Annotated in this window: 13 protein-coding genes; 1 reads left to right on the top strand and 12 read right to left on the bottom strand. The window is 67.9% G+C overall.

What is annotated here, in order from left to right; genetic code table 11:
• Positions 1-26 precede the first annotated feature (26 nt).
• From bamB to VFY73_RS04895, 11 genes are all read right to left on the bottom strand, one after another.
• Complete coding sequence (gene bamB, locus VFY73_RS04945; protein WP_329716807.1) at positions 27-1,151, bottom strand: outer membrane protein assembly factor BamB; 1,125 nt, start codon at positions 1,149-1,151, stop codon at positions 27-29.
• A complete protein-coding gene (locus VFY73_RS04940; RefSeq protein ID WP_329716806.1) occupies positions 1,151-1,825 on the bottom strand; it encodes a tetratricopeptide repeat protein in 675 nt (224 codons plus the stop codon). The genes bamB and VFY73_RS04940 overlap by 1 nt, the downstream gene beginning before the upstream one ends.
• Before the next feature lie 81 nt (positions 1,826-1,906).
• The gene (gene hisS / locus VFY73_RS04935; RefSeq protein ID WP_329716805.1) at positions 1,907-3,229 is read right to left on the bottom strand and encodes a histidine--tRNA ligase; all 1,323 of its coding nucleotides are present in this window, start codon (positions 3,227-3,229) and stop codon (positions 1,907-1,909) included.
• 104 nt (positions 3,230-3,333) lie between these two features.
• Positions 3,334-4,632 carry a flavodoxin-dependent (E)-4-hydroxy-3-methylbut-2-enyl-diphosphate synthase gene (gene ispG / locus VFY73_RS04930; RefSeq protein WP_329716804.1) on the bottom strand — a complete coding sequence of 433 codons (1,299 nt, stop codon included), beginning with the start codon at positions 4,630-4,632 and terminating at the stop codon, positions 3,334-3,336.
• Between the two features lie 11 nt (positions 4,633-4,643).
• On the bottom strand, positions 4,644-5,630 hold the full coding sequence (locus VFY73_RS04925; protein ID WP_329716803.1) for a helix-turn-helix domain-containing protein: 987 nt from the start codon (positions 5,628-5,630) through the stop codon (positions 4,644-4,646).
• Positions 5,623-6,459, bottom strand: a complete 837-nt coding sequence (gene pilW / locus VFY73_RS04920) for a type IV pilus biogenesis/stability protein PilW (protein ID WP_329716802.1) — start codon at positions 6,457-6,459, stop codon at positions 5,623-5,625. The genes VFY73_RS04925 and pilW overlap by 8 nt, the downstream gene beginning before the upstream one ends.
• Before the next feature lie 34 nt (positions 6,460-6,493).
• Positions 6,494-7,654 carry a 23S rRNA (adenine(2503)-C(2))-methyltransferase RlmN gene (gene rlmN / locus VFY73_RS04915; RefSeq protein WP_329716801.1) on the bottom strand — a complete coding sequence of 387 codons (1,161 nt, stop codon included), beginning with the start codon at positions 7,652-7,654 and terminating at the stop codon, positions 6,494-6,496.
• Positions 7,655-7,682: 28 nt separating this feature from the next.
• On the bottom strand, positions 7,683-8,108 hold the full coding sequence (gene ndk, locus VFY73_RS04910; protein WP_329716800.1) for a nucleoside-diphosphate kinase: 426 nt from the start codon (positions 8,106-8,108) through the stop codon (positions 7,683-7,685).
• Positions 8,109-8,235: 127 nt separating this feature from the next.
• Positions 8,236-10,284 carry a pseudouridine synthase gene (locus VFY73_RS04905; protein WP_329716799.1) on the bottom strand — a complete coding sequence of 683 codons (2,049 nt, stop codon included), beginning with the start codon at positions 10,282-10,284 and terminating at the stop codon, positions 8,236-8,238.
• Positions 10,281-11,396 carry an SMC-Scp complex subunit ScpB gene (gene scpB / locus VFY73_RS04900; protein ID WP_329716798.1) on the bottom strand — a complete coding sequence of 372 codons (1,116 nt, stop codon included), beginning with the start codon at positions 11,394-11,396 and terminating at the stop codon, positions 10,281-10,283. Before scpB ends, VFY73_RS04905 begins: the two co-directional genes overlap by 4 nt.
• Positions 11,397-11,758: 362 nt before the next feature.
• A complete protein-coding gene (locus tag VFY73_RS04895) occupies positions 11,759-12,748 on the bottom strand; it encodes an RluA family pseudouridine synthase (RefSeq protein WP_329716797.1) in 990 nt (329 codons plus the stop codon).
• Positions 12,749-12,815: 67 nt separating this feature from the next.
• Between VFY73_RS04895 and VFY73_RS04890 the strand changes: the two genes are divergently transcribed.
• On the top strand, positions 12,816-13,631 hold the full coding sequence (locus tag VFY73_RS04890) for an outer membrane protein assembly factor BamD (RefSeq protein ID WP_329716796.1): 816 nt from the start codon (positions 12,816-12,818) through the stop codon (positions 13,629-13,631).
• A 50-nt stretch (positions 13,632-13,681) separates the two neighbouring features.
• Here the strand turns inward: VFY73_RS04890 and VFY73_RS04885 are convergent.
• Positions 13,682-15,523 (bottom strand): ATP-dependent DNA helicase (locus VFY73_RS04885; protein WP_414654399.1); only part of this gene is annotated, 1,842 nt, incomplete at its 5' end.

Below are 15,523 nucleotides of genomic sequence, written 5' to 3'. Positions count from 1 at the left end.
GCGGGGCCTTCAATTCAAGAGAAAAACTATTCCGGTCGGAATGCGAACACCCCGCCGGCGCGGGTGACGACCAGCAGGTTGCTGTCGGACAGCACGGGCGGTGCTGCGACGCGCGAGCCATCGGTCGGCAGTCGCAACAGCGGCTTGCCGGTGTCCTGCGCCATGAAGTGCAGCAAGCCCTCGTAGTCACCGAAGACCACCGTCGTGCCCATCGCGACCGGCGCGCTCACCGCACGATTCAACAGCATTTCGCTGGTCCAGGCCAACTCGCCACTGGCGCGCTTGCGAGCGGTGATGCGATCACTGCCGTCTGCACTGACCACGTACTCGTCGTTGCCGCCGACAGCCTCGACGCCACCACCGTTTTGCACCCACTTCAGCGTGCCACGCTCGGCGTCAATGCAGCCCACCGCGTTCTGGAACGAACGCATGCAGAACACGCTGCCGGTGCGTGACGGCGGGCCGACCAGATCGGCCAGGCGCTCGACCTCGTTGGTGCCACGCGGCGTGGTCAACGCGGTGTCCCAGCGAACGGTGCCTTTCAACGGGTCCAGCCCCAGCAGGCGAGCGCCCTGCCCGACCAGCAAGGTGTCTTTGTAGGCCGCCAGCACACCGGCTTGCGACAGCGTCAAGGCATCGCCCGGGCGCTTCAGCGTCCAGAGGCGGCGGCCATCGAGCACGTCGAAGGCATGCACGATGCGGTCGACGCCGACGATGAAGACGCGCTCGCCGGCGACCAGCGGCGCCGTCACGACTGGCGACTCGAGCTTTGCACGCCAGGTGACGCTGCCGCCGTCCATCACGACCAGTTCGTTGTCGCGGGTCACGACCGCCGCGTAGCGACCGTCGCTGCCGACACCGGCAGACAAGCGCCCGCCTGCGTCACCGCGCCAGATCTCGCGGCCGGTCGCAGCCTCCAGCGCAACGACGGTGCCGTTGTCTGCAGCAACGTGAAAGCGACCGGCGCGCACGGTCACCAACAGCGGAAAGGTCACATCGCTCAGGCGCGTGTTCCAGATTTGGCGGCCGGCAATCTGCGACTCCAGCGGCTCCAGGCTCGCGGGCTTGGGCTTGTCCGCGGCACAGCCGGCCAACACGGCCAAGGCCACCAGGCCGGCGGCAGCCAGTTTGGTTGACGTGCGGACCGCCATCACTGAGCCACCCCGCTGGCTGCAGCGGCCGGCTCGGGTGCGGCACCCAGGCTGGCCAGCTTGGCCTCAACGATGCGGCGGTACTCCACCTGATCGTTCATCGCTTTGTAAGCGGCCATGTAGGCCTTCGAGGCGTCGTCCTTCTTGCCCGAGGCGAGCAGGATGTCGCCCCGGCGGTCGTCCACCAGCGCGGCGAACTCGGGCGACTTGATCGCGTCGAGATGCTTCAGCGCATCGTCGTACGCCTTCTTGTCCAGGAGCAGGGCCGACAGACGCAAATGCGCCAACGCCTTGTACTCTTCATCGGTGGCCTGTTCGGCAACCCAGGTCAGGCTGGCCTGCGCGGCGTCGTCCTTGCCCTTGTCGGCTTGCAGCTTGGCGGCCTGCAGACCGGCCTGCTGGGCGTAGGCCGTGCGGGCGTAACGCTCCTTCAGGTCCGAGAAGACGCGACCGGCCTGGTCGGCATCGCCAGCCTGGATGGCCTTGTCGAATTCTTCGTACATCACGGCGGCCTTGGTGCCCTGGTCACGTTGCCAGTAGTTCCAGCCGTTGAAGGCCGCGAAGGCACCCAACACCAGCGTCACGCCCCAGGTGATCAGGTTGCCGTATTGCTTCCAGAACGCCTTCAGCTCATCGAGCTGTTCCTGTTCTTGCAGATCGAGATTGCTTGCCATGAGCCGATCAAACCAAAGGGCCCGCTCGGAACGAGCAGGCTGTGAGTGCCAGAAGCCCACTGCCGTGGGCGAAAGCCGGGATTATGCGTCCCGCCGAGAGGCCAGCAGCATGCTGGCCCAGCTGGAGGCCGCATCCAGCGGCTGCTCGACCTGGGCAATGCCCGCATCGCGCAGCGCCTTCACGCTCACCATGCCGCGCGCCAGCTCGTCACCGCCGAAGATCAATGCAAAGCGAGCGCCGCTCGCATCGGCCTTCTTGAACTGCGACTTGAAGTTGCCGCCGCCAGCATGCATCTGGACTGCGACGCCCTCACCTCGCAGCGCTTCCAGCGTGGCCAAGGCCTGCGGCAAAGCGCTCGGGTCGGGGATCACGGCGTAGACATCGGGCGCGCCGCTGGGCACCGGTAGCTGCAATTCCTGGATCAGCAGCAGCAGGCGCTCGATGCCCAGACCAAACCCGACAGCCGGCGCACTCTTGCCGCCGAGCTGCTCGATCAGCCCATCGTAGCGGCCACCGCCGCACACCGTACCCTGCGAACCGAGGTGGTCGGTGACCCACTCGAAGACCGTCAGGTTGTAGTAGTCCATGCCGCGAACCAGGCGGGTGTTGACGCGGTACTCGAGCCCGGCAGCGTCGAGGATCGCACGGACGGCGTTGAAGTGCGCCAGCGTCTCTTCGCCGAGGAAGTCCATCAGCTTGGGCGCGGCTTCGACCATCGCCTGCATCGCCGGGTTCTTGGTGTCCAGGATGCGCAACGGGTTGCTGTGCAGGCGGCGTTTGGCCTCTTCGTCCAGTTGGCCGGCGTTCGCCTCGAAGTACGCGATCAGCGCGGCGCGGTGCGCAGCCCGCTCCGCCGGTTGCCCCAGGCTGTTCAGCTCCAGACGCACGTGCTGGCCCTCGATGAGGCCGAGCTCCTTCCACAGCCGTCGCACCATCAGGATGATCTCGGCATCGACGTCCGGCCCTGCGAAGCCCAGCGCTTCGACGTCCAGCTGGTGGAACTGGCGATAGCGGCCCTTCTGCGGCCGCTCGTGGCGGAACATCGCGCCCATCGTCCACAGACGCAGCGGGCCGTTGTACAGCGCGTTGTGCTCGACCATCGCACGCACGATGCCGGCGGTGGCCTCGGGGCGCAGCGTCAGCTTGTCGCCGTTCATCGAATCGGTGAAGGAGTACATCTCCTTCTCGACGATGTCGGTCACTTCGCCCAGGCCGCGCACGAACAGCGCGGTGGGCTCGACGATGGGCGTGACGATGTACTGGTAGCCGTAGCGGGCGAGCACCGTGCGCACGGTGGACTCGAACCAGTGCCATAGCGCCGAATCGGGCAGCTTGTCCTTGCGCGGGATGCTGCCCGGCAGGATGTCGTTCATGCCCTTGATGGCTTGGAGAACCTTGGTCATGGTGGCTTGCAGGAGAACGCCGCGCCTCATGAAGGAGGCGGGCTCAAGACAGGGGCGGACGCGACCTGGTCGCGCCCGGCGAGCGGAGGAGGTTCAGGCCACCGTCAATGCGCGGCGGTCACCGTGCCGTAGCGGCGCTCGATGTACTGCTCGACGATGGTCTGGAACTCGCGCGCAATCCCCTCGCCGCGCAGCGTCATCGCTTTTTCGCCGTCGATGAAGACCGGCGCGGCCGGCGCTTCGCCGGTACCCGGCAGGCTGATGCCGATGTTGGCGTGCTTGCTCTCGCCCGGGCCGTTGACGATGCAGCCCATCACGGCCACCTTCATCTCTTCGACACCGGGGTAGCGGGCGCGCCAGACCGGCATCTGCGCGCGCAGGAAGTCGTCGATCTGCTTGGCCAGCTCCTGGAAGGTGGTGCTGGTCGTGCGGCCGCAACCCGGGCAAGCGGTGACGCTGGGGTTGAAGCTGCGCAGGCCCAGCGCCTGCAGGATTTCCAGCGCCACCACCACCTCTTGGGTACGGGCCTCGCCGGGCTGCGGCGTCAGCGAGACGCGGATCGTGTCGCCGATGCCTTGCTGCAGCAGCACCGACAGCGCGACGGCCGAGGCCACCGTGCCCTTGGTGCCCATGCCGGCCTCGGTCAGACCCAGGTGCAACGGGTAGTCGCAACGCTGGCCGAGCGCCTGGTAGACCGAGATCAGGTCCTGCACGCCGCTGACCTTGCAGCTGATGATGATCTGGTTCGGGTCCAGCCCCACGTCGCGTGCCGCCTGGGCGGACTGCAGCGCCGATTGGACCAGCGCCTGGTACATCACCTGCTTCGCGTCCCAGGGGTTGGCGCGCAGGTGGTTATCGTCCATCAGCGAGGCCAGCAACTCCTGGTCGAGCGAGCCCCAGTTGACGCCGATGCGCACCGCCTTGTCGTAACGGCAGGCGGCCTCGACCATCTGCGCGAACTGCTTGTCGCGCTTGTCGCCCTTGCCCACGTTGCCGGGGTTGATGCGGTACTTCGACAGCGCTTCGGCGCAGGCCGGATGCTCGGTCAGCAGGCGATGGCCGTTGTAGTGGAAGTCGCCGATCAGCGGCACGTCAATGCCCATGCGGTCGAGCTGATCGCGGATGTGCGGCACCGCAGCGGCGGCTTCGGGCGTATTGACTGTGATGCGCACCATCTCGGAGCCGGCGATCGCCAGCTCCTTGACCTGAATCGCTGTCCCGATCACGTCGACCGTGTCGGTGTTGGTCATCGACTGCACGCGCACCGGCGCATCGCCGCCTACAGTGACGACGCGGTCGCCCCAGCTCACACGAGCCTGGCGGCTGCGCCGGGCAACAGGTGCTGCGGGCGTGATCGGTTGCTCTTCGTCCAGGGCTCGGGTCGGGTCCAGCTGTGCAGTCATGCGCCCACTCGTCATTTCAATTCCAGCCGCGCCACGTTGTCGCGCGTTTGCGGGGCCAGATCCACCGGCCGGCCACGGAAGCTCACCTCGGTGTCCGCCACATTGCCAATCTTGACACGCAGCGGCAAGACCCCGTCGAAGCCCACGGCTTCACCGGCGGCCAACGTTCGTGCCAGCAACACTTGCGATCGGCCATCCACCACTTCGATCCACGAAGGCTTGTGCGCCTGCAGTTGCAGCAGCGTGCCACCCGGGGCGGCAAGCGCAGTGGACGCCACCGGCGCGGGCGAAACAGCGCCCGGCACCGAGGCAGGCCCGCGCACGCCCGCAGCCGATGCCGGCTGCGGCGGCACCGGCGCCGTGCTGCTCACCCCGGCCTGACCCGGCAACTGCGCCGCCGGCAGGCCAGCGGTGGGCAGGGCTGGCGCCGGAAAGGTCGACTCAACGACCGAGGCGGCACCGGCCGGCACGCCGGGAACGTTGAGCGGTGCGCTGATGTCGACCGCTGGCGTGTCGGCCGCCGACGTTGGCGGCGCAGTGACCGACGTCAGGCTGGGCAAGTGCCAATTCGCCGGCCAGAACATGAATGCCAGCGTGCCCAGTATCAGCGCGACCACCACCAGCAGCACAGCGCTGCTGGCGGCAGGCATCTCGGCCGATTCGCGCCGCGCCCCGCGCTCGCGGAACGGGGCGTTCAGCCCACGCTCCAGCTGGCTCAGGGCACCGCTGTCGAGTTCGGGCAAGCGCTCCAGCACGGGCCCTGGGTCGATCTTCAGCGCCCGGCAGGCGGCCTGCGCCAGTGCGCGCACGAAGGTCGCGCCCTGGAACTCGTCGTAGCGGTCGTTTTCCAGTGCCTCGAGCTTGCGCGGCGGCACCTTGAGTGTGGTGGCCAGCGCCGCCACGTGCAGCCCCTGGGCCTGCCTCGCGGCACGCAGCAAGGCGCCGGCTGTGTTGGGGCTGGCCGCGGGCGGAGTTGCTTCGTCGCCGGACTCACTCATCGAATCGACCCTTTTCGTACAGCAGGGCTTCGGGGGACTGGGGGAAACGATTGGTCAGTTGGCTGCCCAGGATCTGGACCTGGGACTGTTGACCGAGCTTCTTCTCGATGCGGGCAGCCAACCAAAGCGTCTGCGCATTCACCAGCTCGTCGACGGCATTGACGCGCCGCACGTAGAACCGCGCACGCTCGAACTCACCACGCCGCAGCAGCACTTCCGCCAGGTTCAGCGCAGTGGTCGGGTTGGCCGGATCCAGCTCGTACGCCCGCTGCAGGGAGCGCTCGGCCTCGGGCAACTGGTTGTTGCGCGCGTGGCAGACCCCCATCGCCAGGTTGGTGCGAATCAGGTCGCGATAGTTGGGCACCGCCAGCGCCGCGCTGAACTGGGCGTCGGCATCGGCGAAGCGGCGCTGCTGGCACAGGAACCAGCCGAAGTTGTGCATCGCGTCCGCGTCGCGCGGGTTGATCTGCAGTGCATGGCGGAAACTGTCTTCCGCCAACGCCGGCTCGTTCATGCTGGCGTAGATCAGGCCCCGCAGGTTGTAGGCATCGGCCATGTCAGGCTTGGCCTGCAGCGCCAGCTTGACCTCATCGAGTGCCGTCGTCGACTGCCCACGGCCGAAATAGGCCGCCGCCAACTCCATGCGCACCCGGGCGCGCCGATCGGCGTCCGATGTGTCCGATTCGGTCTGGACGTCCCCGGTGGGCTTGCTGGCCGTGCTGCCACCAGCCGGCGCCGCGCACCCCTGCAAAAGGCCCATCACCACCGACAGGCCGAGGCCCGCCACCAGCCACCGTGCGCGGGCGGTCCCGCAATGCTTGGACGTCAATGCAGTGTCTCCTTCGGAGGCCGGGGCCTGGTTGTCAACGAGTTTTGGGCAGATTGTCTGGCGGGGCAGCCACCACCCGGACCGGCAGGCGTTTCATGCGCTGCGCCGCACGCGTGCGGTCTTGTACCTCACCGGCGAGCTGACCGCAGGCGGCGTCGATGTCGTCGCCGCGCGTCTTGCGGATCGTCGTCACCAGACCACCGTCCTGCAGCACCTTGCCGAACGCCAGCACCCGCGCGCGAGGCGAGCGCAGCAGGCCAGATTCCGGGAAGGGGTTGAACGGGATCAGGTTGAACTTGCAGGGCACGCGCTCGTTGCCACCGGCACCGCGGCCGTTGACCAGCGCCAGCAGCTCACGGGCCTGGTCGTCGCTGTCGTTGACCCCGTCGAGCATGCAGTATTCGAAGGTGATGAAGTCTCGCGGCGCCGCTTCGAGGTAGCGGCGGCAGGCGGCCAGCAATTCGACCAGCGGGTACTTCTTGTTCAGCGGGACCAGGTCGTCGCGCAACGGATCGGTCGGTGCGTGCAGCGACACCGCCAGCGCTACCGGACAATCCTCGCGCAGTCGATCGATCATCGGCACGACGCCGGAGGTCGACACGGTGACCCGCCGGCGCGACAAGCCGTAGCCATGGTCGTCCAGCATCACCTTCAGCGCAGGCACAAGCGCACCGTAATTCTGCAGCGGCTCGCCCATGCCCATCATCACCACGTTGGTGATTGCACGTTCGCCGGGTGCCAGCTTCAGGCGCTGGCGCAGGTGGTGCTCGGCGTACCAGAGCTGGGCCAGGATCTCGCCCGTCGTGAGGTTGCGCGAAAAGCCCTGGTGGCCCGTGGAGCAGAAGCGGCAACCTACCGCACAACCTGCCTGCGACGAGATGCACAGCGTGCCGCGATCGTCTTCAGGGATGAAGACGGTTTCGACCGCGTTGCCGCCACCGACGTCGAACAGCCACTTGATCGTACCGTCCGCCGAGGCCTGCTCGGTGGCCACCGGCAGCAACTTGACCTCGGCCACGCCGGCGAGCTTGTCGCGCAGCGATTTGGCCAGGTCGGTCATGGCGCCGAAATCGGCGGCGCCCTTTTGATGGATCCAGCGAAACAGCTGGGTGGCGCGAAAGCGTTTCTCACCCAGCCCCTCGCAATAGGCAGCCAGCCCGTCGAGATCGAAGTCCAGCAGATTGACAAGACTCATCGTGCGACCCTGGCCGCCCGCGCCGAAATCAGCGCGAGTGGATGTTCATGCCGGGGAAGAAGAACGCAATTTCGACTGCAGCGGTCTCGGCGGCGTCCGAACCGTGGACGGCATTGGCGTCGATCGAGTCGGCGAAGTCGGCACGGATGGTGCCCTTCTCTGCCTTCTTCGGGTCGGTGGCGCCCATCAGGTCGCGGTTCTTCAGGATCGCGCCTTCGCCTTCCAGCGCCTGCACCATCACCGGGCCGGAGATCATGAAGCTGACCAGGTCGTTGAAGAACGGACGGGCCTTGTGCACGGCGTAGAAGGCTTCGGCCTCGGCGCGCGACAGGTGCATCATGCGCGCAGCGATGATCTTCAGGCCGGCGCCTTCAAAACGGGCGTAGATCTGGCCGATCACGTTCTTTGCGACGGCGTCGGGCTTGATGATCGAGAGGGTGCGTTCGATGGCCATGGCGTATTCCTGAACTTTCTTGGGTTGAATCTTCGACCGGCCCGAGAGCCGGTGGTTGCGTGAGCAAAGCCTTGAATTCTAGCCTCGCCTGTTGGCGTATCTGGCGAGGCAAACAGCCTGTTGCGACTCAGCGGCGGCCGCCGCGACGCCCGCCCTTGCCATGGGCCTTGCGCGTGAAGGCATCGGCGCCGATGTAGCCGACCGATGTCTGCATCGGATCGGGTTCGCGCTGGTTGCCGCCACCACCTTGCTTGCCGCCCCCTTTGCCGCCGCCGGTGCCGAAACCGCGCTGCGGCTGCACGAAGCGCTTGTCGTAGGTCTGCTGCAGCGGGTTCGGGATCGGGCCGTTCTCGAAATCGTCCTCGCGGCGGGTCGAGCGCTCGCGCTGGATGGCGCGCTTGTCGAAGGTCTGCTGCAGCGGGTTCGGGATGCGCGTCGGATCACCCGGCTCGCGCATCTCGCCTGGCAGCCGGTCGGATTCCACACGTTCCGGCCGGTCGCGGCGCGGCTGGTTCTGAGGCTGGTTGTGCGGCTTTTTCTTGCTGTGTCGGTCGGCGTGGCGCGGCTCCTGCCCACCGCCGTCAGGGCCGCGCTTGCCGTGGCCCCTGTCGCCGCCGCGATCCCCGCGATCGCCACGGTCATTGCGGTTGTCGCGCCGATCGTTGCGGTTGTCCGGGCGCGGCTCCGGGCGCCCCCCGCCGTCGGTCATCTGGCGCAGCGCGCGCAGGTCGCCCTCACCCAGGTCGACCCAGACGCCACGCTTCAAACCGCGCGGCAACACCACGCAGCCGTAGCGGATGCGGATCAGCCGGCTCACCGTCAGGCCCACCGCATCGAAGAGCTTACGCACTTCGCGGTTGCGCCCTTCGGTGATCACCACGCGGTACCAATGGTTCACACCTTCGCCGCCGCCGTCTTCGATCGACTTGAAGGCCGCGGCCTGCCCCTCGATCTCGACCCCGGCCAGCAGCCGCTCCTTGGCCTCTTTTTCCAGCGTGCCGAGCACGCGCACCGCGTACTCGCGCTCGACGCCAAAACGCGGGTGCATCAGCTTGTTGGCCAGGTCACCCGAGTTGGTGAACAGCAACAGGCCTTCGGTGTTGATATCCAGACGCCCCACCGACTGCCACTTGCCCTGCGGCAGCCGCGGCAGTTTTCGGAACACGGTCGGACGCTGCTGCGGGTCGTCGTGCGACACCACTTCGCCGACGGGCTTGTGGTAGGCGATCACCCGTGCGGGCGGCGGCGCGATGCGCACGCGAACCGGCTTGCCGTCCAGCGTCACACGGTCACCAAACGAGATGCGCATCCCTGTGTGGGCCGTCTCGCCGTTGACGGCCACGCGGCCGTCGATGATGGCTTGCTCCATGTCACGGCGCGAACCGATGCCCGACTGGGCCAGCACCTTGTGCAGCTTGGGTGCATCGGGGTCGGGCAGCAGCACGCGCTTGTCGCCGCCCTCTTCCTCGACGGTGGCCGTCGCGGCGGCGGCCTCGGCCACCGGGCTGGACTCCGCCTCGTCGGGCATCGCACCGGCGTCCGCCGCTGCGGCTTGCGTCTCGGCCATTTCGGCGGCTTCGCTGTCGCTGCCGTCGAACTCACCTGCAATCACGGCAGCGAACAAGGCACCGGTGTCTGGCGCCGACTGTTCGGCGGCCACCGGTTGCGGCGGACGCGGCGCGCCTCCCGCCTGCTCGTCGCGCTCACCCCGGTCGCCTCCGCGGCGCCGACGGCGGTTGCGGCCGCGGTCCCGGCGCGATTCGCCGCTGCCCTGGCCGCCTTCACCGGCTTCGCCAGCGGCTTGCCCAGCCGGAGCTGCGTCGGCACCCTCGCCCCCCCTTGACTCGCCGCCCGATTCGGCAACCGAGGTTGCCTGCACCTGAACGACGGGCGCCGGCGCTTCGGACACGGGCGCTGTCATCGGCGTGTCGGCCGACGGCGATTCGCCATCTTTCTTCGCGGCGCGCGTGCGCGGCTTGCGCGCGGGCTTTTCGGCGGGTGCTTCACCCTCGACGGCCGGCGCCGGCGTGGCTTCGACCGCGCTGGTATCCGCAGCGTCCGCCTTGCGCGTACGCGTCCGGCGCTTGGGCGCCGCGGGCGCCCCGTCGACAGCGGCATCGGGTGCCGGCGCCATCTCGGCGGGCAACGACGGGTCGGACTTCGAATCGGTGTTCATGCTTGGGGCGCGTTGGTGGGGGTGACAGGAGGCTCGGCCTGGTCGTCGGCCGGTGTGTGGTGTTCGTCGACGGGCGCGACAGGTTCGGTCGACGAGGGAAGTTCGGGGGTGGACGTTGCGAGCGATCCGGCCGTCTCGGCCGGCTCGCCTTCGGGCGGTGCCGCCGGGTCGGCGGCGTGCAACTCATCTGCCGGTTCATTGGCGACCGGCACCGCTGGATCGGTATCAGAAGGCTCGCTTGGGGCCAGGGCTGTTTCTTCGCCGACATCAGCCAGCTCGACAACCGGTTCAGCGGGTTCCGGTGCCGCATCACGCAGCCCGTGCGAATCGCCTTCGGCGGCTTCTGTGCCAACGACGACTGCTTCAGCGTTCTCCGGAACGGGCTCGGTGCCAGCTTCATCCGCGGCCCGCGTCGCGGGCGGGACATCCCCGCCGGCGGCTTCAGCGGCCGATGTTTCGGCGCTCACGGCCTGGCCCGCAGGCGCCGGCTCGGCATTCGCGCCGGCATCGTCGGCCGGCTGCCCGTCCAGCGGCAACTCACCCTGGTCACTCAGCAGGTCAACCTGCTCGGCACCCAAGGTTTTCAGCGCTTCCGCGCCCGGCGGGCCGTCCAGCAGCGGCAGGCGATCCAGGCTTTCGAGGCCCAGGTCGTCGAGGAACTGACGGGTCGTCGCGTACAGCGCCGGTCGGCCTGGGGCGTCACGGTGGCCGATGGCCTCGATCCAGTTGCGATCCTCCAGCTGCTTGATGATCTGGCTGGAGACGACCACACCGCGGATGTCTTCAATGTCGCCCCGCGTCACCGGCTGGCGGTAAGCAATGATCGCCAGCGTTTCAAGCACCGCACGAGAGTAGCGCGGCGGTTTCTCGGGGTTCAGGCGGTCGAGAAACTCGCGCATCTCGGGCCGACTCTGGAAACGCCAGCCGGTGGCCAGCGTCACCAGTTCGACACCGCGACCAACCCAGTCGCGCCCGAGTTCGTCAAGCAGCGAGCGCAAGGTATCGGCGCCGAGTTGGTCTGCAAACAGCGCTCGCATGTCGCGCAGCGGCATCGGCTGGCTGGCGCAGATGAGCGCGGTTTCGAGCACGCGCTTGGCGTCCTGGGTATTCATCGATCGGGTATCGACACGGGTCACAAGCTGCGGTCAGGCAGCGGTTGTCTTCAACAAGCCCATCGGCGGGGGCAATTGCCGGGCGCAGGCTCGGCCTGCGCGGGCGATCGCACGGACTGCGTCGACAGTGCGGTTCGTTGGCGATGGTCGGCATCGCGGCAGCGGCTTGCCTGGCGGGCCCTCAACGGGCTTTCGGCAGACGGCGGCGGCTACGGCCCGACACCAGTGGCTCGACTTGCGCCCCGCGCAGCGGCTTGCGCCGGGTGCGGTGGATTCATTCGGCGGATCCCGCTGGATCTGTCGGCCTGGGAACGCATTGTAAACCCGCCCCGACGAGCCTGCATAAGGGCCGCCCCTTCTTGTCAAGTTGACACCACAGCGGCCCACGCTTTCGCGAAATCCTCCGGCGGCGGTGCCTCGAAACGCAACGGCTCGCGACTGATGGGGTGCGCCAGCTCCAATTCGGCTGCATGCAAGGCTTGACGCTGCATGCCCAACGCCGGTTTGCCGCCGTAAACCGTGTCGGCCACCAGCGCATGCCCACGCGATGCCAGGTGCACCCGGATCTGGTGCGTGCGGCCGGTGTGCAACTCGCAGCGCACGGCGCTGATGCCCCCCTGGAACGCCACCGGGAACACATCGGTGCGCGCGGTCTTGCCGCCCGGCGTGACGGCCATGCGAATGCGCGCCGTCGGGTCGCGCCCGACCGGTGCATCGATCGTGAACGGCTCGCGACCGACGTCCCCCTGCGCCAACGCCAGATAGCGGCGGCGGATGTCGCGCGCAGCCATGTCGCGGATCAACGCCGTCACCGCCTCCAGGCTGCGGCCCACCACCATCAAGCCCGAGGTGTCCTTGTCCAGCCGGTGCACGATGCCGGCACGCGGCAGCCGTGCGGCATTGACGTCCCGCGCCAGCAGCCCGTTGAGCAAGGTGCCCGACCAATTGCCCGCCGCAGGGTGCACCACCAGGCCGGCCGGCTTGTGCAGCACCAGCAGATGCGCGTCTTCGTACAGCACGTCCAGCGCCATGGCCTGCGGCGTGAAGGCGCGCGCTTCTGCCGGCGGCACCAGTGTGATCGACAGCTGCTGCCCGACCTTGACCTTGCGCGATGCGACCGTGGATGACGCGCCATCCAGCGTCACCTCGCCCGCCGCCAGCAATGTTTGCAGGTGGCTGCGCGAAAACTCCGGCACCAGGCCGGCCAGCACCTTGTCCAGCCGTTGGCCATGGGCCTCGGCGTCGAGCCGCCAGGCACGTGTCTCGGGGCCGTTGTCGACCTCGCTGTCGTCAGGCAGCCCGTCTGCAGCACCGGTCGGCACCGCGGCCCGAGGCACTGAGAGCCCCCCCATATAATCCTTCGCATTGCTTGGCGAGACCATTTTCGCGCAGCGCGCTCGTCGCTGCGTGCCCCCACCGATGATCCAAGACTTGTTCCGCAGGCCGCTGACGCGCGCCGCGATGGTGTCCCTGGTTGTGCTGCTGACTGGCTGCAGCTCGTTCTTCAACAAGGACGACGGCGACATCCAGGGTACGGCGGAGAAATTGTATGCAGACGCCAAGGAAGACATGGCGGCTGGCGGCTGGCTGAACGCAATCAAGCTGCTTGAGCGTGTCGAAGGTCGCGCTGGTGGCACGCTGCTGGCACAACAGGCCCAGCTCGACCTGGCCTACGCCAACTGGAAGGCCGGAGAGAAGGCCGCAGCACTGTCGACGCTCGACCGCTTCATCAAGCTGAACCCGTCCAGCCCCGGTCTGGACTACGCGCTGTACTTGCGCGGCCTGGTGAATTTCAACGACAACATCGGCTTCCTCGCCGCGCTGTCGCAGCAGAAGCTGTCCGAACGTGACCAGCAGGCCGCGCGCGATGCCTACCAATCGTTCAAGCAGCTGGTCGAGCAGTTCCCGGATTCGAAGTACACCCCCGACGCCAAGCTGCGCATGGATTTCACGGTCAATGCGTTGGCCGACTACGAAGTGCACGTCGCCCGCTACTACCTGCGCCGCGGCGCCTACATCGCCGCCGCCAACCGTGCGCAACAGGCGATCACGACCTACCCGCAGACGCCCGCGATCGAAGAAGCGCTTTACATCATGAGCCGTGCCTACGACAAGCTGGGCCTGGCCGAGCTGCGTGACGACGCCGACCGCGTGCTGAAAGGCAACTTCCCGCAGAGCCGCTTCCTGGCTGACGGCAAGGCGCGCGAAGACAAGGCCTGGTGGCAGCTCTGGTAAGAGCCCGCCCGGCGGGCGTCGCCGATGACGCCGACCGCCGCTGGCGCTGCTCAGCGCAATGACCGCAACCAGGCCAACGCCTGTTCGCCGTTCTCCAGCGGCTGCATCGGCGGCAGGGCCCTGAGCAGACGCGCCCCATAGCGCGCCTGGCGCAGCCGGCTGTCGCAAATCACCAGCAGGCCTTGGTCCGTCTCGGTGCGGATCAGCCGCCCGGCACCCTGCTTCAGCGAGATCGCCGCTTCGGCGACGAAGTAGTCGTTGAAGGCATCGCGGCCCTGCTCCTTCAACTGCCGCACACGCGCCTCGACGAGCGGATCGTTTGGCGGCGGGAACGGCAGCTTGTCGATCAACACGCATTGCAGGGCTTCGCCGGGCACGTCGATACCCTCCCAGAAACTCTGGGAGCCAACCAGCACGCTGCCACCTTGCTGGAAACGCGACAGCAGCGAGCGCTTGGCCGCCGTGCCCTGCACCAGCACTTCGAGCGGCTGGCCCAGATCGGCCAGCTCGTTGGTCAGGGCCTCGGCGACCACTTTCATCGCGCGCAGCGTGGTGGTCAGTACAAAGGTGCGGCCGCCCAGCGCTGCGGCGCAGTGAGCCGCCGCGCGACCCACCATCGTGTTGTGTGCCGCCTCATTGGGCGCGGGAAAGCGTGGCGGCACGTACACGCGCGCATGCGCGGCGTAGTCGAACGGGCTGCCCACCCGTAGGTGCCTGGCGTCCTCCAGGCCGGCGGCTTCGCTGAACCAGCTCAGACTCTCGTCATCGCCCAGCGTGGCCGAGGTGAAGACCCAGGCCCGGCTGGCTGCCGCGCGTTGCTGAGTCATCATCGCCCGGATGTCGAGCGGCGATTCGATCAGCCGCGCCTGGTTGGGCGTCAGGTCGACCCAGCGCACGTGATCGACCGGGCTGGGCTTCTGGAAACGCGCCGCCTGGGCCGCCAGCTCCTTCGCGCGCTGTTGCAGACGGGTGAAATCGGGCGCCGACTCAACAACGCCTTCCACCGCGTCGCCTGCGGCGGCCAGCGTCGACGCCAGTCGCTCCAGCGGTTCGTCCAGCACATCGCCTCGCGCCGCCTCGTCCCAGCGCCGCTTGACGAGTGCACGCACGTCGTGAAGCTCGCCTGCAGCGGCAATGCGCAAGTCACGTGCGGCCTTCTCGCAGGCGCCGGCGATGTCCGCCCACGGCAGCAAGCCACGCGCGTGCTGCAAGCCTGCGGCCAGCAGATCGCGCGAGAAGTCGATCACCTGGCCGGTGCCCAGCGTCTGGCCGAGAAACTGGATGCCCGCCTCGACCATCTGGTGGGCTTCATCGAACACCGCCACGTCCACCGTCGGCAGCAGTTCGGCGACGCCGCTGTCGCGCAGCGCCAGGTCGGCAAAGAACAGGTGGTGGTTGATCACCACGATGTCGGCCGCCATCGCATCGCGCCGCGCCTTCATCACGTGGCAGGCGTGGTACTCCGGGCATTCGCTGCCCAGGCAGTTCTCGCGCGTCGAGGTGACGATCGGGATCACCTCGGAGCGCTCGTCCAGCCCCTCCAGCTCGCTGATGTCGCCACTGGTGGTCGCCTGAGCCCAGGTCTCGATGCGCGCCAGCGCGCGTACCGCCATACGGTCCGGCAACACCGCACCTTCGCGCGCCTGCGCCAGCCGATGCCGGCACAGATAACTGCCACGCCCCTTCAGCAGAGCCACCGTCGCCGGCAGACCCAATGCATCGCGCAAGCGCGGCAGGTCGCGGAAGAACAGCTGGTCCTGCAGGTTCTTGGTCGCCGTGCTGACCAGCGTGCGTTTACCCGACACCAGTACCGGCACAAGGTAAGCAAAGGTTTTGCCCACGCCGGTGCCCGCCTCGACAACCAGCGCCTCGTTGGCATCGATCGCACCCGC

The sequence above is a fragment of the Ideonella sp. genome (assembly GCF_036277275.1).
Classification (GTDB): Bacteria; Pseudomonadota; Gammaproteobacteria; order Burkholderiales; family Burkholderiaceae_C; genus Ideonella.
This window is presented reverse-complemented; position numbering and strand designations above follow the sequence as displayed.

Excerpts from the sequence above, each read along its gene's own strand:
- scpB (WP_329716798.1), bottom strand. The coding sequence starts at position 11,396 with ATGAATACCCAGGACGCCAAGCGCGTGCTCGAAACCGCGCTCATCTGC.
- ispG (WP_329716804.1), bottom strand. The coding sequence starts at position 4,632 with ATGACTGCACAGCTGGACCCGACCCGAGCCCTGGACGAAGAGCAACCG.
- VFY73_RS04925 (WP_329716803.1), bottom strand. The coding sequence starts at position 5,630 with ATGAGTGAGTCCGGCGACGAAGCAACTCCGCCCGCGGCCAGCCCCAAC.
- ndk (WP_329716800.1), bottom strand. The coding sequence starts at position 8,108 with ATGGCCATCGAACGCACCCTCTCGATCATCAAGCCCGACGCCGTCGCA.
- hisS (WP_329716805.1), bottom strand. The coding sequence starts at position 3,229 with ATGACCAAGGTTCTCCAAGCCATCAAGGGCATGAACGACATCCTGCCG.
- VFY73_RS04940 (WP_329716806.1), bottom strand. The coding sequence starts at position 1,825 with ATGGCAAGCAATCTCGATCTGCAAGAACAGGAACAGCTCGATGAGCTG.
- rlmN (WP_329716801.1), bottom strand. The coding sequence starts at position 7,654 with ATGAGTCTTGTCAATCTGCTGGACTTCGATCTCGACGGGCTGGCTGCC.
- VFY73_RS04905 (WP_329716799.1), bottom strand. The coding sequence starts at position 10,284 with ATGAACACCGATTCGAAGTCCGACCCGTCGTTGCCCGCCGAGATGGCG.
- bamB (WP_329716807.1), bottom strand. The coding sequence starts at position 1,151 with ATGGCGGTCCGCACGTCAACCAAACTGGCTGCCGCCGGCCTGGTGGCC.
- VFY73_RS04890 (WP_329716796.1), top strand. The coding sequence starts at position 12,816 with ATGATCCAAGACTTGTTCCGCAGGCCGCTGACGCGCGCCGCGATGGTG.
- VFY73_RS04895 (WP_329716797.1), bottom strand. The coding sequence starts at position 12,748 with ATGGGGGGGCTCTCAGTGCCTCGGGCCGCGGTGCCGACCGGTGCTGCA.